This window comes from Kitasatospora viridis (assembly GCF_007829815.1).
Lineage (GTDB): Bacteria > Actinomycetota > Actinomycetes > Streptomycetales > Streptomycetaceae > Kitasatospora > Kitasatospora viridis.
Genome location: NZ_VIWT01000001.1, coordinates 2,787,704 through 2,812,864, shown reverse-complemented (window position 1 = coordinate 2,812,864; position 25,161 = coordinate 2,787,704). Strand labels below are relative to the sequence as shown.

Annotated in this window: 22 protein-coding genes; 19 read left to right on the top strand and 3 right to left on the bottom strand. The window is 73.0% G+C overall.

All coding sequences use genetic code 11. The features are described from left to right. Positions 1-2 precede the first annotated feature (2 nt). From cydD to FHX73_RS12420, 5 genes are all read left to right on the top strand, one after another. Positions 3-3,518 (top strand): thiol reductant ABC exporter subunit CydD, encoded by a 3,516-nt coding sequence (cydD, locus tag FHX73_RS12440; protein WP_145905073.1) that lies wholly within the window; start codon positions 3-5, stop codon positions 3,516-3,518. 98 nt (positions 3,519-3,616) lie between these two features. Continuing rightward, positions 3,617-4,045 carry a peptidoglycan-binding domain-containing protein gene (locus tag FHX73_RS12435; protein WP_145905072.1) on the top strand — a complete coding sequence of 143 codons (429 nt, stop codon included), beginning with the start codon at positions 3,617-3,619 and terminating at the stop codon, positions 4,043-4,045. 155 nt (positions 4,046-4,200) lie between these two features. Continuing rightward, on the top strand, positions 4,201-5,100 hold the full coding sequence (locus FHX73_RS12430) for a hypothetical protein (RefSeq protein WP_145905071.1): 900 nt from the start codon (positions 4,201-4,203) through the stop codon (positions 5,098-5,100). 16 nt (positions 5,101-5,116) lie between these two features. Further along, entirely contained in the window at positions 5,117-5,587 is a 471-nt protein-coding gene (locus FHX73_RS12425; RefSeq protein ID WP_145905070.1) for an amino acid kinase family protein, read from the top strand. Positions 5,588-5,626: 39 nt separating this feature from the next. Then, positions 5,627-7,396 carry a sensor histidine kinase gene (locus FHX73_RS12420; RefSeq protein ID WP_246213485.1) on the top strand — a complete coding sequence of 590 codons (1,770 nt, stop codon included), beginning with the start codon at positions 5,627-5,629 and terminating at the stop codon, positions 7,394-7,396. A gap of 26 nt (positions 7,397-7,422) precedes the next feature. Here the strand turns inward: FHX73_RS12420 and FHX73_RS12415 are convergent, their stop codons facing one another. Further along, on the bottom strand, positions 7,423-7,986 hold the full coding sequence (locus tag FHX73_RS12415; RefSeq protein ID WP_145905069.1) for a carboxymuconolactone decarboxylase family protein: 564 nt from the start codon (positions 7,984-7,986) through the stop codon (positions 7,423-7,425). Here FHX73_RS12415 and FHX73_RS12410 point away from each other — a divergent pair. The 11 genes from FHX73_RS12410 (at position 7,985) to FHX73_RS12360 (ending at position 20,583) form a co-directional block, all read left to right on the top strand. Beyond that, positions 7,985-8,563, top strand: a complete 579-nt coding sequence (locus tag FHX73_RS12410; RefSeq protein ID WP_145908233.1) for a MarR family winged helix-turn-helix transcriptional regulator — start codon at positions 7,985-7,987, stop codon at positions 8,561-8,563. The two genes, FHX73_RS12415 and FHX73_RS12410, sit on opposite strands and share 2 nt — an antisense overlap. 276 nt (positions 8,564-8,839) lie before the next feature. Then, a complete protein-coding gene (locus FHX73_RS12405; RefSeq protein WP_145905068.1) occupies positions 8,840-9,343 on the top strand; it encodes a YegP family protein in 504 nt (167 codons plus the stop codon). Next, a complete protein-coding gene (locus FHX73_RS12400) occupies positions 9,336-9,749 on the top strand; it encodes a hypothetical protein (RefSeq protein ID WP_145905067.1) in 414 nt (137 codons plus the stop codon). Before FHX73_RS12405 ends, FHX73_RS12400 begins: the two co-directional genes overlap by 8 nt. A 308-nt stretch (positions 9,750-10,057) precedes the next feature. After that, positions 10,058-11,131, top strand: a complete 1,074-nt coding sequence (locus tag FHX73_RS12395; protein ID WP_145905066.1) for a substrate-binding domain-containing protein — start codon at positions 10,058-10,060, stop codon at positions 11,129-11,131. A gap of 157 nt (positions 11,132-11,288) precedes the next feature. Continuing rightward, positions 11,289-11,876: a hypothetical protein gene (locus FHX73_RS12390; RefSeq protein WP_145905065.1), complete on the top strand. Its 588-nt coding sequence runs from the start codon at positions 11,289-11,291 to the stop codon at positions 11,874-11,876. Between the two features lie 164 nt (positions 11,877-12,040). Next, positions 12,041-14,656 carry a hypothetical protein gene (locus FHX73_RS12385; RefSeq protein WP_145905064.1) on the top strand — a complete coding sequence of 872 codons (2,616 nt, stop codon included), beginning with the start codon at positions 12,041-12,043 and terminating at the stop codon, positions 14,654-14,656. A 125-nt stretch (positions 14,657-14,781) separates the two neighbouring features. After that, positions 14,782-15,768 carry a phosphate ABC transporter permease subunit PstC gene (pstC, locus tag FHX73_RS12380; protein WP_246213483.1) on the top strand — a complete coding sequence of 329 codons (987 nt, stop codon included), beginning with the start codon at positions 14,782-14,784 and terminating at the stop codon, positions 15,766-15,768. Between the two features lie 46 nt (positions 15,769-15,814). Further along, positions 15,815-16,978 carry a phosphate ABC transporter permease PstA gene (gene pstA, locus FHX73_RS12375; RefSeq protein ID WP_211786179.1) on the top strand — a complete coding sequence of 388 codons (1,164 nt, stop codon included), beginning with the start codon at positions 15,815-15,817 and terminating at the stop codon, positions 16,976-16,978. Positions 16,979-17,016: 38 nt separating this feature from the next. Beyond that, on the top strand, positions 17,017-18,822 hold the full coding sequence (locus tag FHX73_RS12370; protein WP_145905062.1) for a substrate-binding domain-containing protein: 1,806 nt from the start codon (positions 17,017-17,019) through the stop codon (positions 18,820-18,822). A 2-nt stretch (positions 18,823-18,824) separates the two neighbouring features. Continuing rightward, a complete protein-coding gene (locus FHX73_RS12365; RefSeq protein ID WP_145905061.1) occupies positions 18,825-19,724 on the top strand; it encodes a sortase in 900 nt (299 codons plus the stop codon). Positions 19,725-19,764: 40 nt separating this feature from the next. Continuing rightward, positions 19,765-20,583 (top strand): phosphate ABC transporter ATP-binding protein, encoded by an 819-nt coding sequence (locus FHX73_RS12360; RefSeq protein ID WP_145905060.1) that lies wholly within the window; start codon positions 19,765-19,767, stop codon positions 20,581-20,583. Between the two features lie 78 nt (positions 20,584-20,661). On the opposite strand, the gene FHX73_RS12355 is transcribed toward FHX73_RS12360, so the two are convergent. Next, positions 20,662-21,474, bottom strand: a complete 813-nt coding sequence (locus tag FHX73_RS12355; protein ID WP_145905059.1) for an HAD family hydrolase — start codon at positions 21,472-21,474, stop codon at positions 20,662-20,664. A 307-nt stretch (positions 21,475-21,781) separates the two neighbouring features. On the opposite strand from FHX73_RS12355, the gene FHX73_RS12350 reads away from it, so the two are divergent. The 3 genes from FHX73_RS12350 to FHX73_RS12340 all read left to right on the top strand — a co-directional run bounded on the left by FHX73_RS12350 (position 21,782) and on the right by FHX73_RS12340 (position 24,265). Continuing rightward, a complete protein-coding gene (locus tag FHX73_RS12350; RefSeq protein ID WP_145905058.1) occupies positions 21,782-22,369 on the top strand; it encodes a helix-turn-helix domain-containing protein in 588 nt (195 codons plus the stop codon). Positions 22,370-22,553: 184 nt separating this feature from the next. After that, a complete protein-coding gene (locus tag FHX73_RS12345; protein ID WP_145905057.1) occupies positions 22,554-23,093 on the top strand; it encodes a hypothetical protein in 540 nt (179 codons plus the stop codon). After that, entirely contained in the window at positions 23,093-24,265 is a 1,173-nt protein-coding gene (locus FHX73_RS12340; RefSeq protein ID WP_145905056.1) for an MAB_1171c family putative transporter, read from the top strand. The genes FHX73_RS12345 and FHX73_RS12340 overlap by 1 nt, the downstream gene beginning before the upstream one ends. Positions 24,266-24,272: 7 nt before the next feature. On the opposite strand, the gene FHX73_RS12335 is transcribed toward FHX73_RS12340, so the two are convergent. Continuing rightward, on the bottom strand, positions 24,273-25,160 hold the full coding sequence (locus FHX73_RS12335; protein WP_145905055.1) for an LLM class flavin-dependent oxidoreductase: 888 nt from the start codon (positions 25,158-25,160) through the stop codon (positions 24,273-24,275). Position 25,161 lies beyond the last annotated feature (1 nt).

The window sequence follows — 25,161 nt, the reverse complement described above, 5'->3', positions numbered from 1 at the left end:
AGATGCGTCCGATCGACCCCCGGCTGCTCGCCGAGGCCCGCGCGACCCGCAGCTTCCTGGCCGCCTCGGTGCTGCTCGGCGCGGTGGGTGCGGTGCTGCTGCTGGCCCAGGCCACGCTGATCGCCGAGATCACCGTGCGCTGCTTCCAGCACGGCGAGGGCGTGGGCCGGTTGGCGTGGCCGCTGGGCGGGCTCGCCGCCGTCGCGGTCGGCCGGGCGCTGGTCGCCTGGCTGACCGAGCTGGCCGCGCACCGCTCGGTGGCGGCGGTCAAGTCCCGGTTGCGCGGCCGGCTGGTCGAGCACGCCACCGCGCTCGGCCCCGGCTACCTGGCCGGCCGGCGCACCGGTGAGCTCACCACCCTGGCCACCCGGGGGATCGACGCGCTCGACGACTACTTCGCCCGCTACCTGCCGCAGTTGGCGCTCGCCGTGGTGGTGCCGGTGGTGCTGCTGGCCCGGATCCTGGGCGCCGACTGGATCAGCGCCGCGATCATCGTCGGCACGCTGCCGCTGATCCCGCTCTTCATGGCGCTGATCGGCTGGGCCACCCAGGGCCGGATGGACCGTCAGTGGCGCTCGCTGGCCCGGCTCTCGCACCACTTCCTGGACGTGGTCGGCGGGCTGCCCACGCTCAAGGTCTTCGGCCGGGCCAAGGCGCAGGCCGCCGCCGTCCGCAGGATCACCGACGACTACCGCCAGGCCACCCTGCGCACCCTGCGCCTCGCCTTCGTCTCCTCCTTCGCGCTGGAACTGCTGGCCACCATCTCGGTCGCGCTGGTCGCGGTCTCGATCGGCTTCCGGCTGGTGGACGGCACGCTCGACCTGGAGACCGGCCTGCTGGTGCTGGTGCTGGCGCCCGAGGTCTACCTGCCGCTGCGCCAGGTCGGCGCGCTCTACCACTCCAGCGCCGAGGGCCTGGCCGCCGCCGGCGAGGTCTTCGAAGTGCTGGAGACGCCGCTGCCGGGCGGCGGCACGGTGCCCGCGCCCTCGCTGGTCGGGGCCACGGTGCTGGTGGACGGGCTGACGGTGCGTCACCCCGGGCGGACGGATGCCGCCGTCGACGGGTTCGACCTGCTGCTCCCGGCCGGGCGGACGGTCGCGCTGACCGGGCCGAGCGGGGCCGGCAAGAGCACCATGCTCGCGGCGCTGCTGGGGTTCGTCACGCCGGACGCCGGCACGCTGACGGTGCGGGCGGCCGACGGTCGGGAGTACCCCCTCGATTCGCTCGACCCCGCCTCGTGGCGGGCCCAGGTCGCCTGGGTGCCGCAGCACCCGCAGCTGTTCGCCGGGACGGTCGCGGACAACGTCCGGCTGGCCCGGCCGGCGGCCACGGACGCCGAGCTGCGGGCGGCGCTGGCCGCCGCCGGGGCGGACGGGTTCGCCCCGCCGGAGCTGGTGCTCGGCGAGGGCGGGGCCGGGCTGTCGGCGGGCCAGCGGCAGCGCCTCGCGCTCGCCCGGGCGCTGCTGACGGACCGTCCGCTGGTGCTGCTGGACGAACCCACCGCCCACCTGGACGCGGAGAGCGAGGCCGCGGTGGTGGAGGCGGTGCGGGCGCTCGCCGCCGACCCGCGCCGCACGGTGCTGCTGGTCGCGCACCGGCCGGCGCTGCTGGCGGTGGCGGACGAGGTGGTGCGGATGGGGTCAACGCCGGTGACCCCGGGTGAGGTTGTGCCCGCGCCTCGGAACAGCGCACCGAACGTCGGCCCGGCCGACGGCCCCGTCCTGACTCCTGAGCTGGGCACCTCCGGGGGCACCCCGCTGCGCCGCATCTCCCGACTCTTCCGCGAGGCCGAGGCCGGGCGGGCCCGGCGGCGGTTCGCGCTCGCCGTGCTGCTCGGCTCGCTGGCGCTCGGCTGCGCCGTCGCGCTGCTCGCCACCTCCGGCTGGCTGATCTCCAAGGCCTCGACCCAGCCGCCGGTGCTCTACCTGATGATGGCGGTCACCTCTGTGCGCGCCTTCGGCGTCGGCCGCAGCTTCTTCCGCTACACCGAGCGGCTGGTCTCGCACGACGCGGTGCTGCGCACCCTGGGCAGCCTGCGGGTCACCGTCTACCAGCGGCTGGAGCGCCTCGCCCCGGCCGGGCTGCCCGCCTTCCGGCGCGGCGACCTGCTGTCGCGGCTGGTCGCCGACGTGGACTCGGTGCAGGACTGGTACCTGCGCTGGCGGCTGCCCGCGCTGGTGGCCGGCGCGGTCTCGCTGGTGGGTTCGGTCGCGCTCGGGCTGCTGCTGCCGGCGGCCGGGGCCGTGCTCGCGGTCGGCCTGCTGCTCACCGGCCTCGCCGTGCCGCTGCTCACCGCCCGGACCTCGGCCCGCACCGAGCGTCAGCAGGCGCCGGCGCGCGGCGAGTTGGCCACCGCCGTGGTGGACACCTGCACCGGGACCGCCGAGCTCACCGTGGCCGGTGCGCTGCCGCGCCGGATCGCCGCCGTGCGCGCGGCCGACGCCCGGCTCACCGAGCTGGCCACCCGCTCGGCCGGCACCACCGCGCTCGGCGCGGGGCTGACCGCGCTGCTCACCGGGCTGACCGTCGCCGCGAGCGCGGTGGTCGGCGTGCAGGCGGTGGCGGCCGGGCGGCTCTCGGGGCTCTGCCTGGCGGTGGTGATCCTCACCCCGCTGGCCGCCTTCGAGGCGGTCGCCGGACTGCCCGGCGCGGTGCAGGTGCGCGAGCGCAGCCGGGCGGCGGCCGAGCGGCTCACCGAGGTGTTCGACGCGCCCGACCCGGTGCTGGAGCCGGCCGCGCCCGCCGAGCCGCCCGTGGACCCGTTCCCGATCGCGGTGCGCGGGCTGGGCGTCGAGCACCGGCTGGCCGGGGTGGACCTGGACCTCGCGGCCGGGCGGCGGATCGCGCTGGTCGGCCCGTCCGGCTCCGGCAAGACCACGCTCGCCCAGCTGCTGCTGCGGCTGCTCGACCCGTCGGCGGGAGCGGTCACCCTCGCCGCCGGTCGTCCACAGGCTGTGGACAGCCGCGCGCTGGACGGCGACGCCGTCCGCCGGCTGATCGGGCTCTGCGCCCAGGACGCCCACGTCTTCGACAGCTCGCTGCGGGAGAACCTGCGCCTGGCCCGGCCCGACGCCACCGACGACGAGCTGCGCGCCGCACTCGCCGCAGCCCGCCTGCTCGCCTGGGTCGACGGCCTGCCGGACGGCCTGGACACCATGGTCGGCGAGCACGGCGCCCGCCTCTCCGGCGGCCAGCGCCAGCGCCTCGCGCTGGCCCGCGCGCTGCTCGCCGACTTCCCGTTGCTGATCCTCGACGAGCCCGCCGAACACCTCGACCTGCCGACGGCGGACGCCCTCACCGCCGACCTGCTCGCCGCCACCACGGACCGCGCCACCCTGCTGATCACCCACCGCCTCGCGCCGCTCGCCTCGGCCGACCTCGACGAGGTGCTCGTGCTGGACGCGGGCCGGGTGATCGAGCGCGGGACGTGGCACGAGTTGCTGGCGCGCGAGGACGGGCGGCTGCGGTCGCTGTGGGAGCGCGAGGTGACGGGTGATCAGTTGGTGGCGATTGGGTAGGGATCGTGGGTATTGACGGACCGTCATGTGATGGATCTCATGCCAACCATCGGCCCCGTTCGTGCCACTGTGGACCCGGCAAGGTCGATCGTCGAGTGATGGGGGTTCCGCTGATGCTGGGCAAGTTGAAGGCGAAGTCGGCGCTGGTGGTGGCTGCGGCCGGCATGGCGGTCGTGGTCGGCGCGGGCACCGCGAGCGCGAACCCGAACGCGTCGTACATCGGGTACGGGTACACCACCTACGGGTCCGGGGTCTGGTGCGTCCAGCACCTGATCAACTACATGACCAACCACCCGGGGTACACCCCGATGCTGCCCGGTGCCGTCACGCTCGGCGAGGACAACTCCTTCGGGCCCGCGACGCAGGGCATGGTCGAGCTCCTGCAGCGGAGCTACAACGCGCAGCCGGGCGTCGCCCAGCTCAGCGTGGACGGCGTGGTCGGCCCGGCCACGGGCAACGTCATCCTCAACTGGGCGCACCAGGACCCCTACCAGCCCTACTGCCAGGGGTACATCCCGTCGTCGTGATCGGGCCGGGGCCGGGCTGATCATCCGTCAATCTACGGTGACGATCGGGCATATGTCACGCGCAGTGCGTGTTAGCTTACGTACTGATGCAAGACAAGGTTGACCCCGGCGGTGCGCCAACACCCCGGGGCCCGGCACGGGAGCTGACACTCCATATGCACGTTCATCGTACCCAACACCCCAACCGCTTCACGGTTCTACCGAACGGCCTGTTGCAGGCGCGCGGCCTCAGCTACACCGCGCGCGGCCTCCTCGCCGACCTGCTCTCCCGCCCCGACGGCTGGCGGGAGGACGGCCGCCACATGGCCGACAGCAGCACCCAGGGACGCGGCGCCGTCAACCGCGCGCTGCGCGAACTCACCCTCGCGGGCTACTACGTGGTCCACCGGGTGCGCCAAGCCGACGGCACCATCCGCTCCGAGACGCACGTGTTCGACACGCCGCAGCGGCCGAAGCTGCCTTGCGCACCGGAACCACCGGAACCAGCGCAGCCACCGGATGCCAGGAAACCGGGACCCGGTGACCCGAAGCCTGGTCCGCCTGTCGTTCCATTGCAAAGGAGGAAGACCAAGGAACCCACCCTCCCCACCTCCCAGGTCTCGCAGCCGGCCCAGCCCGACGGCGAACTCCGCGCCGCCGTCGCCCTGCTCTTCCGGGTGCTCCGCCCCGAACCCCGCCTGCACATCGGCGAACGCGAGGCCTACCGGCTCGCGCCGCTGGTCCGCCAGTGGGTCGAGCGCGGGGCCACCCACCTCGACCTCACCACGGCCCTGCTCCCCGGCCTGCCCGCGACCGTCCACTTCCCGGGCGGCGTGCTGCACGACCGCCTGACCCGCAAGCTCCCGCCCCCGCCCGACCCCGGCGACCAGCCCCTCGCCTACACCGAATGCCCCACCTGTCGGGGCCCCGCGCCCAGGTACGGCCTCTGCCGCCCCTGCGCCGGCCTCGAACCCCCGCCGCCGCGCCGTGACCCGAACGCCATCGCCCGCGGTGTCGCCATCGCCCGGGAAGCCCTGCACGGCCGTACGGTGTCCCAGCGAAGGCACAGTCCGTAGCGGAGCGGAGGAGCACATGCGGATCGGGATCACCGGGCACCGGGGGCTGCCGGAGGAGCTGGAAGGCGTGGTGCGGGCCATGCTCGCGCAGGAGTTGGCGCAGGCCGGGGCCCAGCTCACCGGTGTCTCCTGCATCGCGGACGGGCCGGACGCCTGGTTCGCCGAGGAGGTGCTCGCCCGGGGCGGGCGGCTGGAGGTGGTGATCCCGGCCGAGGCGTACCGGGCCGGGCTGCCGCCGGAGTACCACGAGACCTACGACCACCTGCTGCGCTCCGCCGCCGAGGTGCACGACACCGGGCTCGCCGTGGCCGACGAGCAGGCGCACATGCGCGGCAGCGAGCTGCTGGTGCAGCGGGTGGAGCGGCTGCTCGCCGTCTGGGACGGCCGGCCCGCGCGCGGCTACGGCGGCACGGCCGACGTGGTGGCCTACGCCGGGCGGTTCGGGGTGCCGGTCACCGTGCTCTGGCCGGACGGCGCGGTGCGGTGAAGCCGGGCGAACCGGGGGAGACGTCTTAGGGTCGTAGGCGTGAACGCCGACGAGCCCGCCCCGCACCGCGTGCCCGAGATCTCCTCGCTCGGGTTGGACACGCTGGTGACCGAGGTGTCCGAGCGGTTGCAGTCGGCGGCCGCGGTGACCGACCGGATGCAGCGGCTGCTGGAGGCGGTGGTCTCGGTCGGCGCCGGGCTCGACCTGCACGCGACGCTGGAGCGGATCGCCTCCGGGGCGGCCGAACTGGTGGACGCCCAGTACGCCGCGCTCGGGGTGGTCTCGCCGAACGGGCACGGGCTGTCCGACTTCATCCACGTCGGCATCGACGCCGAGACCGCCGGCCGGATCGGCGACCTGCCCTCGGGCAGGGGGATCCTCGGCGTGCTGATCGAGACGCCCGAGCCGCTGGTGCTGGACGACCTGTCGCGGGACCCGCGCTCGGCCGGCTTCCCGCCGCACCACCCGCCGATGCGGTCCTTCCTCGGCGAGCCGATCCGGGTGCGGGACGAGGTCTTCGGCAACATCTACCTGACCGAGAAGCGCGGCGGCGGGGGCTTCACCCCGGAGGACGCCCAGGTGGTGCACGCGCTCGCGGCCGCCGCCGGGGTGGCGATCGAGAACTCCCGGCTGTACGAGGAGGGTCGGCGCCGCGAGCGGTGGATCGCCGGTGCCGCCGCCGTCACCACCGCGCTGCTCTCCACCGACAAGGCGCACGACGCGCTGGCCGTCGCGGCCGAGCGGGTGCGCGAACTCGCCGACGCCGAGCTGGGGATGATCATGCTGCCGACCGGCGACGGCGGCCTGCGGGTCTCGCACGCCTCCGGCGAGGCCGCCGAGCACGTGGCCGGGGAGCTGGTGCCCGGCACCGGCTACGCGGCCCGGCTGGCCGAGGGCGAGCAGATCTTCATCGACGACATGTCGCAGGACCCGGCCCTGGTGATGCGGCTGGCCCGCGAGTACGGGCCGTCGATGGCGCTGCCGATGGTCGCCGTCGGCCGGGTGCTCGGCGCGCTGGTGGTCTGGCGGGGGCGCGGCGCCCGGCCGTTCAGCGAGGTCGAGAAGGAGCTGGCCGCCACCTTCGCCTCGCAGGCCGCGCTCGCCCTGCGGCTCGCCGAGGGCCAGCGCGACCAGCAGCGCCTCGCGGTCTTCCAGGACCGCGACCGGATCGCCCGCGACCTGCACGACCTGGTGATCCAACGGCTGTTCGCCACCGGGATGATGCTGGAGGGCGCGGCCCGCCGGGCGATCGTCCCCGAGGTGCAGGAGCGGCTCGGCCACGCGGTGGACGAACTGGACGCCACCATCCAGGAGGTCCGCACCACCATCTACGCGCTCCAGCACGACGACACCGGCAACGAGCCCGACACCCTGCGCACCCGGGTGCTGCGGGAGGGCAGCCAGGCCGCCGCCGCGCTCGGCTTCAAGCCGTCGATCACCTTCATGGGCCCGGTGGAGAACATGATCGGGGAGCAGACGGAACGCCAACTGCTCGCCGCGCTGCGGGAGATGCTCTCCAACACGGCCCGCCACGCGCGGGCCTCCCGGGTCAGCGTGCAGGTCGACACCACCGTCTACCTGGACGCCGAGGGGCACCCCGTGTCGGCCGACCCCGAGGCCGCCGTGCGCCCCGGCCGGCCGGGGGTGCTGCTCACGGTCACCGACGACGGCGTGGGGATCCCCGAGACCGGTCGCCGCAGCGGCCTGGCCAACCTGCGCCGCCGGGCGGAGAACCTGGGCGGCGCCGCGTGGCACGAGCCGGGCCCGGCGCGCCGGGGGACGCGGGTGCGGTGGTCCGCCCGGCTGTGAGTGCGGAATCCGGCTGATCGTCGGGCTCAGGCGAACTGCGCCATCGCCTCGTCCACCGGAGCCCCCGTCAGCCGGTTCGCCAGCGTCGAGATGGTGTACACGCCCACCCCGAGCACCACCTCCAGCGCGTTCTGCGGGGTGTAGCCGTGGGCCAGGAAGGCGTCCATGACCTGCGGGTCCACGGCGCCCCGGCTCTCGACGAGCTCCACCGCGAACACCCGCAGCGCCTCCAGCCGCGCGTCCGGCAGGGGCCGCTGCTCCCGCAGGGCGGCGATCAGCACCGGGTCGGCGTCGAGCCCGGTGAGCACGGCGGTGTGCATCGCCACGCAGAGGTGGCACTCGTTGCGGGTGGCCACCGTGAGCACCACGACCTCGCGCGACAGCGGGTCCAGCGAGGTGGCGCCGAAGGCGGCGTTGGCGCGCTGGAAGCCTTCCAGGGCCTGCGGGGAGGTGGCCATCCGGGCGACGGCGGACGGCAGGTAGCCGAAGTGCTTGGTGATCCCCGCCATCATCGGCCGGGCGGCCTCGGGGGCGGTCTGCGGGGTGTGGTCGGGGAAGTGGGCGGACACGGCGGCGGGCGTGGCGGACATGGCGTGCTCCTCATCGGTACGATGGACAACGCGGTTGACTAAAAAGGTAAACCAGGTTGTCCATCATGGCAAGGGGAGAACGTTGTCCGAACCATCGCCACTGCCGGCCGAGTCGCGGGAGAGCTACGGCTTCGAGCTCCCGCTGCTGCTCTTCGCCGGATTCCGCTCGATCATCGACGAGTTGCACGCCGACCTGGCCCGCCAGGGCCACCCCGACGCCCGCCCGGCGCACGGCTTCGCCCTCCAGGCGGTCGGCCGGGGCGGCGCCACCGCCAGCGAGGTGGGCCGTCGGCTCGGCATCTCCAAGCAGGCGGCCGGCAAGACGGTCGACCGGCTGCTCCAGCTCGGGTACGTCGAGCGGGCCGACGACCCGTCGGACGCCCGCCGCAAGCTGGTCCGGCTGACCCCGCACGGCGTCGACCTGCTGGCCCGCTCGGCCGAGGTCTTCGAGCGGGTGCGCGGCGACTGGATGGCCGCGCTCGGCGCCGAGCGGGTGCGGGCGATGGAGGCGGACCTGCGCAGGATGGTCCCGCAGGCGTTCTTCCGGCTGGACGTGGCCGGCTGGCTGGGCGGTTGAGCGGGGGAACCCTCTGCGACTCATCCGACATAAGACACTTGGTAGCAGCGGGAGTTAGCTCCGTCATGGACTGATGCACCATCAGCTGTGGCCGGTTCAGATTAACGAGAGAGAACTTCCCGGCCAATAGACCCGCCGAACGGGCCATCAGCACTATCAGGAGTCATCTGCGCACACATACGGTTGCCCTGCTTGAGAGCCGAGCACGAGATCTCTACGCGACGCCCACGTGTCGCTGCCCAGGGGCGGGCCGCACGGGGTCGGGGAGTGGGACGGGTGGGCCTGGTGGGTCAGGTGGGTGGGGGCCGGGCTGGGGCGGAGGCGGTCCGGGGCGGTTTCCAGATCGAACGGGCGGCGAACGGGCGCTACCAGTGGCAGCTCAAGGCGCCCAACGGCCGGATCGTGGCGGTCTCCTCGCCGGTCTTCGAGACCGTCGCGGAAGCCGGCCGCGCCTTCGGCGCGCTGCGGGAGGAGGCGGCCGGGCTGACGGCGCGGATCACGCACGTCCGGGACGGGATCGGCTGGATCTGGGTGGTGCCGGGGCCGCGCGGCCTGCCCGAGGCGCGCAGCAGCCGCGCCTACGAGCGGTACGCGACGTGCCAGAACGCGTTCCGGCGGTTCGTCGCCCTGATGGAGCGCCAGTCGGCGCCGCCGCCGGACGAGCCGCCGCCACCTGAGCCGTCACCGTCCGGGTCGTCGCCATCCGGGCCGACGGCGCGGGAGCGCTCCCTGGTCAGGACGGTCGACTCGATCGAGCAGAGATCCGCCGGCGATGACTGACCGCGCGCTGCCCGCGCGCGGGCCCCGGCTGCTCGCCGTGCAGGGCGCCGGGCGGCTGGTCGGCTGGTCGCTGGCGGCCGGCAACGGGCGTCAACTCGCCGTCTCCTCAAGGCTCTACCGCAACGAGGTGGAACTCGTCGCGGCCCTGCGCGAGCTGCTGATCGAACGCGGCTCGTTGCGCTTCGCGTTCAGTCAGGACCAGACCCGCGCCTGGGGCTGGGCCGCCTTCCTGCCGCCGCGCAGCACCCGGCCCGGTCCGCTCGCCGAGGAGCCGGTCGCCCGCAGTGCCAGAGGCTACCTCCGGCGCGACCAGTGCCGCCAGGGCGTGGCCAGCTTCCGCACCGGACTCAACGCGCTGGAAAGGGAGTTGCGCACTTCAGGCGGCGAGGGCCGGTGGCCCTGGTGACCTGGAGGTGGCCGAGCGCGACCCGAATCGCCACCGCGAGAAGAACACCAGGCGGCGCACGCTCCCACTGACCGGTTCGACCGGCCTACGAACCAGTACCCCAGGCCAGCGGTTAAACCATCAAGTCGACAAAACTCTGAAGTTCACCCGCTCCGGGGCCGCCGAGCAAGGTCCTTCCCCGCCCGGCCGCCGACCGATGAGGATCAGTCCCGCCGCCAGGGCCGACGGCAACTCAGGCCCGGGGCAAGCGGGTTCAAACCGTTCCCGTGGACGTCATGCGCACCTCTCCCACCGGAGGAAGAAGCACGATGCGTTACACCGCTGCCAAGCTGTTCGCCGCCGTGGCGATCGCCACCTCGCTGACCACCGTCGCCGCCGGCACCGCCCTCGCCGACCCGACCGGGACCCCGGCCGCCCAGGACATCGTGGGCACCGGTTCGGACACCATCCAGGCCGTCCTGAACCAGCTCTCGACCGACTACAACGCCTCGCTGACCGCCGCGCACGACACCACCTCGCCGCGGCTGTACAGCTGGGACGCGACGGGCAGCTCCCCGATCGTCCCGAAGACCGGTGCCAGCAGCATCACCCGCCCGAACGGCTCCGGCGCCGGCATCAGCGCGCTGAACGCCAACACCAGCTCCACGGTGAACTTCGCCCGCTCCTCGCGCGGCCCGGTCTCGACCGACCCGACCAGCGACGACTTCGTGACCCTGGCCGAGGACGGCGTCGCCTGGGCGGCCCCGAGCGGTGGCGTCGCCCCGAGCAACCTCAGCACCAACGACCTGTACGCGATCTACGTGACCTGCTCCATCACCAACTGGAACCAGATCACCGACGTGTCCGGCTACACCGGCCCGAACGCCCCGGTGCACGCCTACCTGCCGCAGACCAACTCCGGCACCCGGGCCTTCTTCCTGGGCGCGATCAACACCGCCAACCCGGGCGTCGCCGCCACTCCGGGCTCCTGCGTGCAGAGCACCCTGGTGGAGGAGAACCAGGGCGTCGCCCCGTCGGCCTTCGCCTCCGACAACGACGCGCTGGCCCCGTACTCCGCCGCGCACTACATCGGCCAGACCGTCGGTGGCCACACCACCAGCTCCGACGCGCCCGGCACCTACACCATCCGCAGCATCGACGGTGTCGCGCCGGAGGTCAGCAACGCGCTGAACGGCGACTTCACCGCCACCAACTACGGCCGCAACGTCTACGACGTGGTCCGTGACGCCGACTGGACCGCCAACGGTGGCAGCAACGCGCTGCAGAACATCTTCGGCACCAACGGCTACCTCTGCAACAACGCCACCGCCGAGGCCGACATCGCCAGCTACGGCTTCCAGGTCCTGCCGGCCGGTGCCTGCGGTTCCGTGACCCACAACTGACCCACCTGACCCACCTGACGCACCACCAGCACGACCAGCGCCACCAGCCCAACCAGCAGCACTAGTTGAACCAGCAGCACAGCCGGCGGCCAGGGGACCCCTCCCCTGGCCGCCGGTCCCGCTAGAAGCCCAAGCCCGTGCACGAAGGAGATCAACCGTGACCCGCATGACCGTCCGCCTCGTCGCCACCGCCGCCGTCGCCGCCAGCGTCGCCATGGTCGGCCTGAGCGACACCGCGACCGCTGCCACTACCCCCGCCAGCGGCAGCCTGGTGGTCCAGGAGGACAACACCTTCCTGCAGAACTCCCTGCAGAACGGCATCATCGCGGTGGCGCTGCCCAGCGCCACCGTCGGCTACAACCCCAGCACGGGCTTCTCCGGCACCTTCCCGGTGACCGGCGGCTCGGTCAATGTCAGCCGGTTCTACGGCGCGGCGCAGCTCGGCGGCCAGATCCTGGTCGTCAACCTGGGCACCGGCCAGACCGTGATCTTCAACAACCTGGCCTTCGACGCCAGCAAGTGGGCCGTCACCGCCGTGCCGCAGGGCTCGACCACCGCGGTCAAGCTCTTCGACCCGAAGAGCACCGTGATCACCAAGAGCGGGACCACCCAGAACCTCGCGGCCGGCGAGCTGGACATCGACGCCGCCGCCGCGCAGTACGCCGACAACGCCCTGGGCACCAGCTACTTCACGGCCGGTCAGAACGTCGGTTCGGCCAACTTCTCCTTCACGCCCGCGAGCTGAGCACTCCGATCGCCCGGCGTCGGGGTCCGGTTGGGGCCTCGTACACCTGAACTGACATCAACTGTCATGTGGTCATGGACGAATGGGCCCACGGGGATCCGTGGGTCCATTCGCATGCCCGTACACATCGCGCATCCGCACCGCGTCCAGCCGGAGGTATCCCCATGAGAGTGCGAGATCGGAGCCCGAGAGGCCTGGGGTGGTGGACCCGGGCCTGGTCGGCCGCAGTCGCGGCCTGGTCGGTCGTCGCCCTGCTGGCGGTGCTGCCGCTCGGTGCGGGCACGGTGCCGCAGGCGCACGCCGACTCGGGCTCAAGCGCCAAGACGGTGGCCGCCCAGCCGCCGTGGATCCCGGCCACCAAGACGTACGGCACCGCGGGCACGGTCACGGTCTCCTCGGTCACCAACCTGACGGACCAGATGCTGCACGTCTCCTGGACCGGCTTCACGCCGAGCGTCAACCGGGTGGGCGGGGCGCAGGCGACCAAGGTCTCCTTCGGCTCGAACGTCGTCCTGTACCCGGTCCGGGTGTACGAGTGCCGGGGAGCGGACCCGAAGATCACCGACTGCTACGGCTCGACCCTGTTCGGCGGCGACGCGACCGCGGGCTTCCAGCAGCCGGCCCGGCCCGCCGGCACCACGACCCCGGACCTGCCGAGCAACGCCCAGATCGCCGTGACGGGTGCGGACGGCACCGGTTCGGCCGACATCGAGGTGTGGACCGCCGCCCAGAGCCCGAACCTCGGCTGCGACAACACGCACGCCTGCTCCGTCGTCGTGGAGCCGAACTACGGCGGCGACCCGCTGGCCAACACCCAGTCGCACCTGCACGGGAAGAACGGCGACCCCTCGCCGGCCTGCGAGGACCGCGCCTACGACACGAGCAACATCTGGCAGGTCTACGCCGCGACCGACCTGGTGACCAAGAAGGGCAACGCGGTCAACGGCGACTGGTCGGGCGAGGCCTGCTCCTGGACGCACCGCACGGTGGTCCCGCTGTCCTTCGCGCCGACCCCCAACAGCTGCGCGGCCGCCAACAGCGACTTCGGCACGGCCGGTTCGGCGCTGGCGGAGCGCGCGATCCAGCAGTGGCGCACCGGCGCCTGCCTGAACGACAACCCGATCAACGCGGGCTACACCTCGTTGAGCGAGTCGATGACCCGGCAGCAGTTCGGCCAGGGGGGTGGCGCGGACGTCGGGCTGGTGCTGCGCCCGGACAGCGCGCCGGCCACCAGGCCCTACGTCTACACCCCGCTCGCCAACAGCGCGGTCACCGTGGCGTTCCTGGTCGACGACCCCACGACGGGCAAGCAGATCGGCCAGATGAAGCTCAACGCCCGGCTGCTGGCCAAGGAGCTGACCCAGTCCTACACCGAGTCGGCGGCCTCCGTCGCACCCCAGTCGGTGGCCGGCAACCCGGACTGCCTCTTCTCCGACCCGGAGTTCCTGGCGCTGAACCCGGCGAGCTCGATCGCTCCGCTCCAGTGGCCGAGCTGCACGGACGGCACGCCCAACAGCCTGCCGATCGTGCTGGGCAACTCCAGCGACATGATCTACCAGCTGACCTCCTGGATCGCCGCCGACCCGGACGCGAGCAACTTCCTGGAGGGCCAGCCCGACGACTGGGGCATGCGGGTCGACCCCAGCTTCCTGCGCTCCTCCTCGTACGCCGGCTTCCCGACCGACATCCTGGCCCCGCGGGACAGTTCGGGCTGGCAGACCACCAACTCCAACGGCGTCGTCATCTCCCTCGACCAGAAGCTGTACGAGTGGAGTCCGGTGCTCTCCGGGCTGGACGACGCGGTCCGGGACTTCCTCTCGTACACGCCCACCTGCCAGAACCCGAACGTCAACGGCACCGGGGGGCACGACCACTGCGTCGCCCAGCCGCGCGGCACCCGGCAGTTGATCGCCATCATGGACAACGCCGACGCGCAGGACTTCAGCCTCCCCGCCGCCCAGCTGGTGAACCCGTCCGGCACCGCCGTCGCCCCGTCCATCCGGACCATGCAGGCCGCGGTCAACGACATGCCGCTGGACCCGACCACCGGTACCCGGGAGCTGCCCTACGGCGTGCCCAACACCCCGTTCACCGTGGACTCCCAGGCCTACCCGCTGACCGTCGTGCAGTACGCGATGGCGCCGACGGCCAACCTGGGCTCGAAGTCGATCGCGATCAGCAACTTCCTGCAGCAGATCACCAACCAGGGCGGCGGCCAGCTCTACGGCGTCAACCCCGGCAACCTCGCGCCCGGTTGGGCGAGCCTGACGCCCGCCCAGCTGAACGACGCCCAGGCGGCGCTGGCCCACGTGACCGCGCAGGACGGCGCCTACCCGGGCAACCAGCAGCCGCCGGCCAACCCGGCGGCGGGCAACAACGGTTCGACCCAGTCCACCACGGCGAACCAGGCCGCGCAGACGACGCCGAACAACTCGACCGGTGACAACGCCAGTTCCAGCGGATCGGGGAGCAGCGGCTCGACCGGCGCAGACACCGGCAGCACCGGTGACACCGGCACCACGGGCAGCACCACCGGTGCGGCCCCGACCGACAAGACCGGTGCCGCGCCGTCCGCGAGCCCGAGCAGCCCGGCGATGCAGCAGGCGGCCCTCGGCACCCCGACCGCCGACCGGTCCGGCGCGGCCCGGCTGCTGATGCCGGTGGTGCTGATCGCCGGCGCGGTGCTGCTGGTCGGCGGCCCGGCCGCGCTGGTGGTGGGCGGCACCGCCTTCGGCGCCCGGGTGCTCAGCCGGCTGCGCCGGTTCACCGGCGGCAGCTGAGCCGGAGTCGGTCGGCCTCCCGGGCCCGGTCCGCGACGGACCGGACCCGGGAGGCCGACCCCCAGTGCCCCCACCCCATCGGCGCCTCGGAGAGCTGACCCACCATGACTTCCGCACTACCGGCCGTGCCACCGCCCGTGGCGGCGCCCGATCCCGACCGGCCGCGCCGCCTGACCGCGCCGGCCACCCGCGGTGACCTGGTCTTCCGCGGCGTCCTGCGGGTCGCCGGCTACTCGGTCTTCGCCATCATGGGCCTGATCGCCTTCTTCCTGCTGTTCCGCGGCACCAAGGCGCTGAACGCGGCGGGCTGGCACTTCTTCACCGAGTCGAAGTGGAACCCGCAGTCCCACGTCTTCGGCATCGCCGCGGCGCTGCCGGACGGCATCCTGATCGCGCTGATCGCGCTGCTCTTCTCGGTGCCCGTCTCGCTGGCTGCCGCGCTCTTCATCTCCGAGTACGCGCCGCAGCGGATCCGGCCCGCGCTGGTCTCGGCCGTCGACCTGATGGCGGCGGTGCCCAGCATCATCTACGGCCTGTGGGGCTTCTTCTGCCTGCAGCCCCAGGTGATCGGCCTGATCAGCTGGACCTCCCGGCACTTCGGGTTCATCCCGTTCCTCAAGGTGCGCACCGGTGACTACGGCACCTCGTACACCTCCTCCACCTTCATCGCCGGCCTGGTGGTGTCGCTGATGATCACTCCGATCATCACCTCGCTCAGCCGGGAGGTGTTCTCGCAGGCCCCGCAGGGCGAGCGGGAGGGGGCCTACGCGCTGGGCAGCACCCGCTGGGGCATGGTCCGCTCGGTGGTGCTGCCGTTCGGCCGGGGCGGGGTGATCGGCGCCGTGATGCTCGGCTTCGGCCGGGCGATGGGCGAGACCATCGCCGTCGCGCTGATCATCTCGCCCGCCTTCAAGTTCACCGGCCACATCTTCGAGGCCGGCGGCAACTCGATCTCCTCGCTGATCGTGCTGCGGTTCAGCGAGTCCGACGGCCTCTCGCTCTCCGCGCTGATGGCGGCGGGCCTGGCGCTGTTCGCCGTCACCCTGGTCGTCAACGTGCTGGCGGGCATCGTGGTCAGCCGCTCCCGCTCCGGCGCCTCGACGGCGGACTGATCGCCATGACCGACACCTCTTCTCGCTACCCCCGGGGGGCCGCGCCGTGACCACCGTCGACCTGACCGCGAGCCCCGCGGCCGCACCGGACGCGACCGCCGCCCGGTCCGCCGGGCCCGGCACCGAGCGCAGGCGCAAGCTCGGCGGGGTGACCGCCGCCGAGGTGGTCACGCTGTTCGCCGCCGCGGCCGCCTCGCTCGGACTGGACTGGCTGCTCTACGAGCGGGTGCTGCCGTTCAGCGGCGCCCAGGGCTTCCTGCTCTGCTGGTACCTGCTCTTCCTCGGCTTCACCTACGCCATCGGGACCACCCAGTGGCCGCCGCTGCACGTGCGCGAGCGACTGGTCACCCTGGTCGCCTGGAGCTCCGGGCTGCTGCTGCTCTGCCTGATCTTCGCGGAGGGCTACTTCATCGCCGTGCGCGGTTGGGACGCCTTCCGGTACGGCAACTTCCTCACCCAGACCATGTCCACCACCTCCGCGATCTCGCCGATCACCTCCGGCGGAGCGCTGCACGCGGTGGTCGGTTCGTTGGAGCAGATCGGCCTGGCCACGCTGTTCGCGGTGCCGCTGGGCATCGCGGCCGCGGTCTTCCTCTCCGAGATCGGCGGCCGGACGGCCCGCCCGGTGCGCACCCTGGTCGAGGCGATGACCGCGCTCCCGTCGATCGTCGCCGGCCTGTTCATCCTCGGTGTGGTGATCCTCTCGCTGGGCATGCAGGCCTGCGGTTTCGCCGCCTCGCTGGCGCTCACCGTGATGATGATGCCGATCGTCACCAGGGCCGCCGAGGTGGTGATCCGGCTGGTGCCGGGCACCCTGCGGGAGGCCTCCTACGCGCTCGGCGGCAGCCAGTGGCGCACGGTGTGGAACGTGGTGCTGCCGACCGCCCGCCGGGGCCTGGCCACCGCGGTGATCCTCGGCATGGCCCGCGGCATCGGCGAGACCTCGCCGGTGCTGCTGACCGCCGGCTTCACCTCCGGGATGAACGCCAACCCGCTGAGCGGCCACCAGGTCAGCCTGCCGCTCTACATCTGGAACTACGTCCGCCAGCCCTACCCGCACATGGTCTCCCGCGCCTTCGCGGCCGCGCTGACCCTGATGATCCTGGTCCTGGTGCTGTTCGTCACCGCACGCCTGCTCGGCGGCGGCAGGCCGGGCGAGCTGAGCCGCCGTCAGCGGCGCCGGCTGGCCCGTCAGGCGGCCGCCCGGTGACCAGGACAACCGCCCAGAACCGTCACGGAGGAACCGTCATGCCGTGGGCCGCAGCTCACCGTCCGAGGGCCGGCCGGGGCACGGCCCTGCTGGTCTCGTTCGCCGTCACCCTGTTCGCCCTGACGCTCGGTCAGGCGACACCGGCGTTCGCCGACACCACGCTCAACGCCGACGGGTCCAGCTGGGCCGGCCCGGCGATCGAGAAGTGGCGCACCGACGTCGCGAACCAGGGCATCAACCTCAACTTCACCCCCAACGGCTCGGCCGCCGGCCGCCAGCAGTGGGAGAACGGCCAGGACGACTTCACCGCCTCGGACGTGCCGTTCCGCACCCAGGAGGACACCGGGGCCTCGCAGTCGATCCGCAGCCAGGGTGCGGGCGACCGGGAGAACCCGACCTACGGCTACTCCTACGTGCCGATCACCGCCGGTGGCACGGCCTTCATGTACAACCTGACGCTGGCCGGCCAGAAGGTCACCGACCTGCGGCTGTCGCCGGACACCATCGTCAACATCTTCACCGGCAAGATCGCCTACTGGGACGACCCGCAGATCACCAAGGACTACGGCAAGGCGCTGCCGCACATCCCGGTCACCCCGGTGGTCCGGTCCGACGGCTCCGGCGCCACCGCGCAGTTCAGCCGCTGGATGGAGCACACCCACCAGAGCCAGTGGGACGCCTACTGCACCAGCGTCAACAACGTCGCCTGCGGCGACTACACCGAGTTCTTCCCGCCGTCCGGCCGGATGATCGCGCAGAACGGCTCGGACCAGGTGGCGCACTACATCGAGCAGCCCTCGGGCCTCGGCGCGATCGGCTACGACGAGTACGCGTTCGCGCTGACCTCCGGCTGGCCGGTGGTCAAGGTGCTCAACCCGGCCGGCTACTACAGCCTGCCGACCGCCTCCAACGTGGCGGTCGCGCTGACCGCGGCCAAGATCCGCGGCGTGGACGACAACACCCCGCCGAGCGACCCGAACTTCCTGCAGCAGAACCTCGACGGCGTCTACAGCAACACCGATCCGCGCTCCTACCCGATCTCCAGCTACAGCTACGTGATCGTGCCGCGGGCCAACGCGCCACTGCCGGTGCCGCCGAAGTTCGACAACCAGAAGGGCGCGGCGCTCAGCCAGTACCTGGACTACGTGCTCTGCGGCGGCCAGGCCACCGGGCACGACGGCATCGACTCGATCGGGTACTCGCCGATCCCGCGCGGCCTGGTCCAGGGCGGTCTGCTCCAGGTGCAGCACATCCCGGGCTACGCCGGGAACGTGGACCCCAACACCCTGAACAACTGCCCGAACCCGACCTTCACCGGCACCCAGCTGACCATCCTGCTCAACGCGCCGCAGCCCAACGCCTGTGACAAGGCGGGCCAGCCGCTGACCTGCAACCGGAACAACCCCAGCGCCAGCGCCTCCACCGGCGGCTCCTCGAACGGCGGTTCGGCCGGTGGCACGGGCGGCAGCGGCAGCAAGGGCGGCACCGGCGGCGGCACCGGCACCGGGGCCGGCTCGGGCACCGGAACGGGCGGCGCCAACGGCTCCAACGCCGGTGGCGGCACCGGTGGTTCGGGCGCCGGCGGGACGGGCGGCGGCGACGGCAGCGGCGCCGGCACCATCGACCCGCAGACCGGCCAGCTGATCCAGAACGGCTCCGGCGGCGACGGCGCCGGCAACACCCAGGTCGCCGCCAACGTGGTCAACGTCGGCGGTCGGCCGGACAACTGGGTGCTGACCGTGCTCACCGCGGCCGAACTGCTCGCCGTGGTGGCCGTGCCGCCGCTGCTCGGCAGCTGGCTGCGGCGGCGCCGGGCCGGGGCGACCGCCGGGGGGCCGCGGTGACCATGACCGCCGAAAGCTCCGCCACCGACGACACGGTGGTGCTGCCCAAGGTCGAGGAGGCACCGGCGGCCCCGCCCGCCGGGCCCTCCCGGGCCCGCCGGATCGCGGTGCAGACCGGCTGGGCCGCCACCCTGCTCTCGGGGCTGCTGCTCGGGTTCGGGATCTTCCTGTTCGGGCTCTCCCCGCTCCAGGAGATGCACTACCAGGCGGCCGCCCACCGGACCTTCCAGGACCGGCTGGCCAACGCGATCGCGCCCACCGGCGCGGCCACCGACGGCTCGCCGGTGGCGATCATCGACATCCCGCGGATCGGGCTGCACGACGAGGTGGTGGTCGAGGGCACCACCGGCCGCGACCTGATGCGCGGCCCCGGGCACCGGCGGGACACCGCGCTGCCCGGGCAGGCCGGGGTGGCCGTGCTGTTCGGCCGGGGCGCCGCGTTCGGCGGCCCGTTCGGGCGGATCAACGAGCTGCGGGCCGGCGACAAGATCCAGGTCGCCACCGCCCAGGGGCAGTTCAGCTACACCGTGAACGCCTACGGCACCGGCGCCCACCCGATCCTGGACCCCGACCCCAACCGGATGGTGCTGACCACCAGCAACTCCGACTGGATCCCGACCAGCACCGTGCTGGTCGGGGCCCGGCTGGACGGCGACCCGCAGGACAACCCCGGCGGCCGGCCGGCGATCATCGCCGCCGACCACGCGCTGGCCCAGGACACCGGGGCGCTGGCCGCCCTGCAGCTCTGGTCCGCGGCGCTGCTCGGCGCGGTCGCGCTGAGCACGCTGGCGGCGCGCTACTGGGTGCGGCGGGCCGCCTACCTGGCCTGCACCCCGGTGCTGGCCGCGCTGCTCTGGGCGGTCTACGAGAACGCCGCCGCGCTGCTCCCCAACCTCTACTGACACCCCAGTGCTGACTCAGCATCAGGAAGGATCGCGCCCGATGACCACCACCGCCCCCCACCCGAGTGCCGGGGCCCAGCCCCGGCTCTCCGGTCTGGAGAGCCGGGACGTCTCCGCCTGGTTCGGCTCGCACAAGGTGCTGGAGCGGGTCTCGCTGACCATGGCCGCCGGCGAGGTGACCGCACTGATCGGCCCCTCCGGCTGCGGCAAGTCCACCTTCCTGCGGATCCTCAACCGGATGCACGAGATGGTCCGCAGCGCCCAACTGGCCGGCGAGGTACTGCTGGACGGCGAGGACATCTACGAGCACGGCCGCCGCCCCGCCGAGGTCCGGCGGCGGATCGGCATGGTCTTCCAGCGGCCCAACCCGTTCCCGGCCATGTCGATCGCCGACAACGTGGCCAGCGGCCTGAAGCTGGCCGGGATCAAGGTGAGCAAGGACTACCGCGAGCACCTGATCGAGGACAGCCTGCGGCAGGCCGGGCTGTGGAACGAGGTGAGCAGCCGGCTCGGCACCCCGGGCGGCTCGCTCTCCGGCGGCCAGCAGCAACGGCTGTGCATCGCCCGCTCGTTGGCCGTCGAGCCGGACATCCTGCTGATGGACGAGCCCTGTTCGGCGCTGGACCCGACCTCCACCCGCCGGGTCGAGGAGACCATCGCCGAGCTGCGCGGGCGGCTCACCATCGTCATCGTCACCCACAACATGCAGCAGGCGCAGCGGGTTTCGCAGTCCTGCGCGTTCTTCCTGGCGACCCACGACACGCCGGGGCGGATCGTCGAGGCCGGGCCGACCGAGCAGCTGTTCACCGACCCGGCGGACCAGCGCACCGCGGACTACGTGAACGGGCGCTTCGGGTAACCGGCGGCCGTTCACGCCAGGGGAGTCGGCCCGCACGGGTCGACTCCCTTCGCGTTCCTCCTCGCGCTTCCGCTCGCTTTACAGAGAGTTGACGATCTGTTCGATCACCACGGCCACCCCGTCGTGCTCGTTGCTGACGGTGTGCTGGGCGACCGCCGCCAGCACCTCGGGGTGGGCGTTGGCCACGGCGTAGGAGGTGCCGGCCCAGGCCAGCATCTCCAGGTCGTTGGGCATGTCGCCGAAGGCCACCACCTGCTCCCGGGCGATGCCCTGCTCGGCGCACCAACGGGCCAGCGTGCTGGCCTTGGTGACGCCGGCCGCGCTGATCTCCAGCAGCGCGATCGGGCTGGACCGGGTGATCTCGGCCAGCGGGCCGACCACCTCGCGGGCCCGGCGCAGGAACTCGTCCGGGGCCAGCTCCGGGTGCTTGACCAGGATCTTGTAGCAGTGGGCGGCCTCGGCGGCGAGCAGCCGCTCGGCGGGGGCGACCGAGTGCGGCTCGTCGTCGCCCCACATGGTCACCTGGTAGCCGGGCTCGCGGGAGAAGCCGGTCGGGTACTCAAAGGCGAAGGCGCTGCCGGGCAGCGCCTCGCGCAGCAGGTCCACCACCTGGCCGGCGGCCGCGGTGCCGAGCGGGAAGGTCTCCAGCAGCCGCTCCTGCCGGACGTCCACGATCGCGCCGCCGTTGGAGCAGATCGCCACGCCGTGGCCGCCGATGTGGTCGCTGAGCAGCCGCATCCAGCGCGGCGGCCGACCGGTCACGAAGACCACCTGCAGTCCGGCGTCCTCGGCCGCGGCCAGTGCGGCGGCGGTGCGTGCGGAGACGGATCCGCCCTGGCAGAGCAGGGTGCCGTCGAGGTCGGTGGCGATCAGGCGGGGGGCAGGCGTCACCCGTCCATCCTCGCAGAGGGGGGAAGGCGTCCTCGGGGAGGGGGAAAAGCGGGCGGCCGGAGGGGAAAAGCGGACGGCGCGCGGTCAACCCCCGTGTGACCGTGCGCCGTCCCGGCGGCCGTCTATTTTGTTGGACGGGCCGCACTTGAACATACGCTGAACCCTCCCCAGCCTGTCAACCGTGATACTGGGCGTAAACCTGTGATCCCAAGTGATTTCCGGGGCATAACTTTCACGATCTCCTCGATTTATTCGTCTACTTCAGTGGATACTGGGAGCAACAACCCAAACGGACAAGGGAGCGACGATGCCGTCGGCTGAGCAGACTCCGGCCCGCCGCTCCCTGGCGCAGAAGCTGGACCACCTCTTCCAGGTGATCCACCCCGCCGGCCGCGGCCCGTTCAGCTACCACGAGGTGGCGCAGGCGATCCGCGAACAGGCCGGTCCGGACGGGCCCACCGTCTCGCACGGCACGCTCCAGCAGATCCGCACCGGCGCCAAGGCCAACCCGACGGTCAAGACCCTGGAGGCGATCGCCGCCTTCTTCGGGGTGCCGGCCGCCTACTTCCTGGACGACACCGTCGCCGACCGGGTCGACGCCCGGCTGCGCGAGCTCAAGTCGACCGCCGGGGCCCGGCCTTCGGCGGAGCCGGCCGGCCGTGCCGACTCGTCGCGGACGAGCCCGGTGCGCACCGAGCCGGCCCGCACCGAGCCGGCCCGCGACGAGCTGGCCGACGAGTTGGCCGACGTGCTCGCCGACAGCGACATCCGCGCCGTCGCCTTCCGCCTCGCCGGCCTCTCGCCGCGCGCGCTCAAGGGGCTGCGGGCGATCGTCGACCAGGTCCGCGAGGTCGAGGGGCTGCCCGAGGTCGGCCGCCCCAAGCGCGACGGCTGATGGGCGCTCCACCCCGCCGAGGCACACCCGCGACCGGTCGGCCGACCGATCGGGCGAGGTGAAAGTCGCCGTGTGCGGACCACACCGGACCCGCACCGGATCGGCTGTGAGCACACGTGACCGGCGTGCGAGCGGGCGTTTATGCTGCTTGCTCGAACGTTTCGCGGAGAGGGCAGGGCGGGCCATGGGATGGCGCAGGAAGCCGCGCTCCGAGCTCGCCGCCCTGGTGGCCCGCATCGAGGTGCCGCAGCCGTTCCAGCTCGACCGGTTCTGTGACTCCATCGCCCGGGAGCGCGGGCGCCCGCTGCGCCTGGTGCCGCTCTCCGACGCGGCCGGCCGGGACCTGCCGTGCGGACTCTGGCTCGGCCTGCCCGAGGCCGACGTGATCTTCTACGAGGCCGGGGCCGCCCCGATCCTGAAGACCCAGATCGTGCTGCACGAGATCTCCCACATGCTGCTCGACCACGGCCGCCCCGCGGGCTCGGTACCGCCCCAGCGCGCCGCACCCGCCACCGACCGGGAACTCGGGCTGGACACCGACCGGGTGCTCGCCCTGCTCGCCCGCAGCGGCTACACCGACCGCCAGGAGGCCGACGCCGAGTCGCTCGCCACCCTGCTGCTGGAGCGGGCCACCCGGGCCGGCGCGGGCACCGGATCGGCCGGCACCGTGCGGGTGCTGACCCGGCTGGACGAGGCCTTCGGCCACCCGACCCGGCGGAGCTGATGGTCCCGCTCGCCCTGCACCTGCCCGGCATCCACTTCTCCCCGGTCAAGCTGCTGATCCTGCTGCTGATCTGGGCGGTCACCCTGTGGCGGCTGCCGGCCGCGCTGCGCAGCCCGCAGCAGCGGCCGCTGTGGAACGCCTTCGCCGGGGTGACCGGGCTGCTGACCATCGGCCTGCCGGCCGTCGCCTCCCAGGTGGACCGGCTCGGCGGGGTGCCCGACCTCGCCCTGCTGCTGGAGCACCTGCTCGGCCTGTTCGCCTGCTCCGCCGGACTCACCTTCTGCGGCCGGACCGCCCGGCCCGAGCTGGCCGCCCGCTGGCGCCGCCCGCAGCTCGCCACCCTGATCACCGCTCAACTCGGCCTGGTGCTCTGCTTCGCGCGGTTGCACCACCCCACCGAGACGGCCGACTTCTACCAGGACTACCCCCGCTCCGGCACGGCCTGCCTCTACGCGCTGATCGTGGTCGGCTATCTAGGCGTATCGATGGGAACGGGCAGTTGGCTCTTCGGCACCTACGCGCGCCGGGCCGGCACCCGCTCACTGCGGCTCGGCCTCGCGGTGCTCGGCCTCGGCACCGCCACCGGGTTCGGCTACGCGCTGCTGCGCGGCTGGCAGATCCTGCTGGAGACGGCCGGCCGGCCGATGTGCCTGGCCGACCGCTGGCTCTACCGGGTCGAATGGACGGCCACCGCCCTGGTCGTGGTCGGCAGCCTGATCCCCGCCCTCGGCGTGGCCTGCCGGGGCCTGCGCGACCGGCTGATCGCGCGCCGGCTGCACCCGCTCTGGGCGGAACTGACGGCCGCGGTGCCCGAGGTGGTGCTGGCCGAGCGGCTCGGGCGCGGCCCCCGGCTGCGGCTGCACCGCCTCGTGATCGAGATCCGGGACGCCGCCCTGGTGCTCGCCCCGTACGCCGCCGAGGAGGCGCGCCACCGGGCCGGCGCGGCCCCCGACGAGCGGACGGGCGCCCTCGCCGAGGCCTCCTGGCTGCGCACCGCGATCGCCCGCCGGGCCGGCGGCCAGCGCCCGGCCGAGCACCGCGAGGCACCCCCGCCGCCCGCACCCGCCGGCCCCGCCTGCCCCGACGAGCTCGACGAGCTCGACTTCGACAGCGAGACCCGCCGACTGGTCCGGCTGGCGGCGGCCTACGCCCGCACCGCCGCCCCCGGCTGACCGGCACTCAGCCCAGCTGGGCCAGGCCCTCGGTGGCGATCCGCTCGAAGGTGCCCAGGTCGTTGGCGAAGATCGAGTCGGGCACCGGCCAGTGGATCACCAGCTCGGTGATGCCGATCTCCCGGTACCGCCCGGCCCAGTCGACGAACGCGTCCAGCGACTGCAGCGGCTTCTCCGCCGTCGAGCCCTGCAGCAGCACCTTCGCCAGCTCCGCCACGTCCCGCCCGGTCGCCGCGCAGGCCGCCGTCAGCTTCTCGACCTGACCCCGGATCACCTCGGGCGCCTGCTCCACCGGCACGTCCCCCGGCCCGCGCGGGTCACCGTAGGTCACCCAGCCCTGCCCGTACTCGGCCGCCAGTTTCAGCCCCTTCGGCCCCGTCGCCGCCACGTAGAACGGCACCCGCGGCCGCTGCACGCACCCCGGGATGTTCCGCGCCTCCACCGCCGAGTAGTAGGTGCCCTCGCGCGTCGTCGAGTCATTGCGCAACAACTCGTCCAGCAACGGCACGAACTCCCCGAACCGCGCCGCCCGCTCCTTCGCCGACCACGCCTCCTGCCCCAGCGCCGTCGCGTCGTACCCGACCCCGCCGGCCCCGATCCCCACTGTCAGCCGCCCGCCCGACACGTCGTCGACGCTCACCAACTCCTTCGCCAACGTCACCGGGTGCCGGAAGTTCGGCGAGGTGACCAGCGTGCCGAGCCGCATCCGCTCGGTCGCCGCGGCCGCCGCGGTGAGCGTCGGCACCGCCCCGAACCACGGCTCGTCCCGGAACGACCGCCAGGAGAGGTGGTCATAGGTGTACGCGGCGTGGAACCCGAGGTCCTCGGCCCGCCGCCAGATCTTCTGTCCCTCGTTCCACCGGTGGATGGGGAGGATCACTGTGCTCAGACGCATG

Coding starts and splice junctions, on each gene's coding strand:
- FHX73_RS12345 (WP_145905057.1), top strand. CDS start 22,554: ATGGGATGGCGCAGGAAGCCGCGCTCCGAGCTCGCCGCCCTGGTGGCC.
- FHX73_RS12400 (WP_145905067.1), top strand. CDS start 9,336: ATGACTGACCGCGCGCTGCCCGCGCGCGGGCCCCGGCTGCTCGCCGTG.
- FHX73_RS12335 (WP_145905055.1), bottom strand. CDS start 25,160: ATGCGTCTGAGCACAGTGATCCTCCCCATCCACCGGTGGAACGAGGGA.
- FHX73_RS12370 (WP_145905062.1), top strand. CDS start 17,017: ATGCCGTGGGCCGCAGCTCACCGTCCGAGGGCCGGCCGGGGCACGGCC.
- FHX73_RS12435 (WP_145905072.1), top strand. CDS start 3,617: ATGGGGGTTCCGCTGATGCTGGGCAAGTTGAAGGCGAAGTCGGCGCTG.
- FHX73_RS12385 (WP_145905064.1), top strand. CDS start 12,041: ATGAGAGTGCGAGATCGGAGCCCGAGAGGCCTGGGGTGGTGGACCCGG.
- FHX73_RS12430 (WP_145905071.1), top strand. CDS start 4,201: ATGCACGTTCATCGTACCCAACACCCCAACCGCTTCACGGTTCTACCG.
- FHX73_RS12415 (WP_145905069.1), bottom strand. CDS start 7,986: ATGTCCGCCACGCCCGCCGCCGTGTCCGCCCACTTCCCCGACCACACC.
- cydD (WP_145905073.1), top strand. CDS start 3: ATGCGTCCGATCGACCCCCGGCTGCTCGCCGAGGCCCGCGCGACCCGC.
- FHX73_RS12395 (WP_145905066.1), top strand. CDS start 10,058: ATGCGTTACACCGCTGCCAAGCTGTTCGCCGCCGTGGCGATCGCCACC.
- FHX73_RS12360 (WP_145905060.1), top strand. CDS start 19,765: ATGACCACCACCGCCCCCCACCCGAGTGCCGGGGCCCAGCCCCGGCTC.
- FHX73_RS12425 (WP_145905070.1), top strand. CDS start 5,117: ATGCGGATCGGGATCACCGGGCACCGGGGGCTGCCGGAGGAGCTGGAA.
- FHX73_RS12410 (WP_145908233.1), top strand. CDS start 7,985: ATGGCGTGCTCCTCATCGGTACGATGGACAACGCGGTTGACTAAAAAG.
- FHX73_RS12365 (WP_145905061.1), top strand. CDS start 18,825: ATGACCGCCGAAAGCTCCGCCACCGACGACACGGTGGTGCTGCCCAAG.
- FHX73_RS12350 (WP_145905058.1), top strand. CDS start 21,782: ATGCCGTCGGCTGAGCAGACTCCGGCCCGCCGCTCCCTGGCGCAGAAG.
- FHX73_RS12340 (WP_145905056.1), top strand. CDS start 23,093: ATGGTCCCGCTCGCCCTGCACCTGCCCGGCATCCACTTCTCCCCGGTC.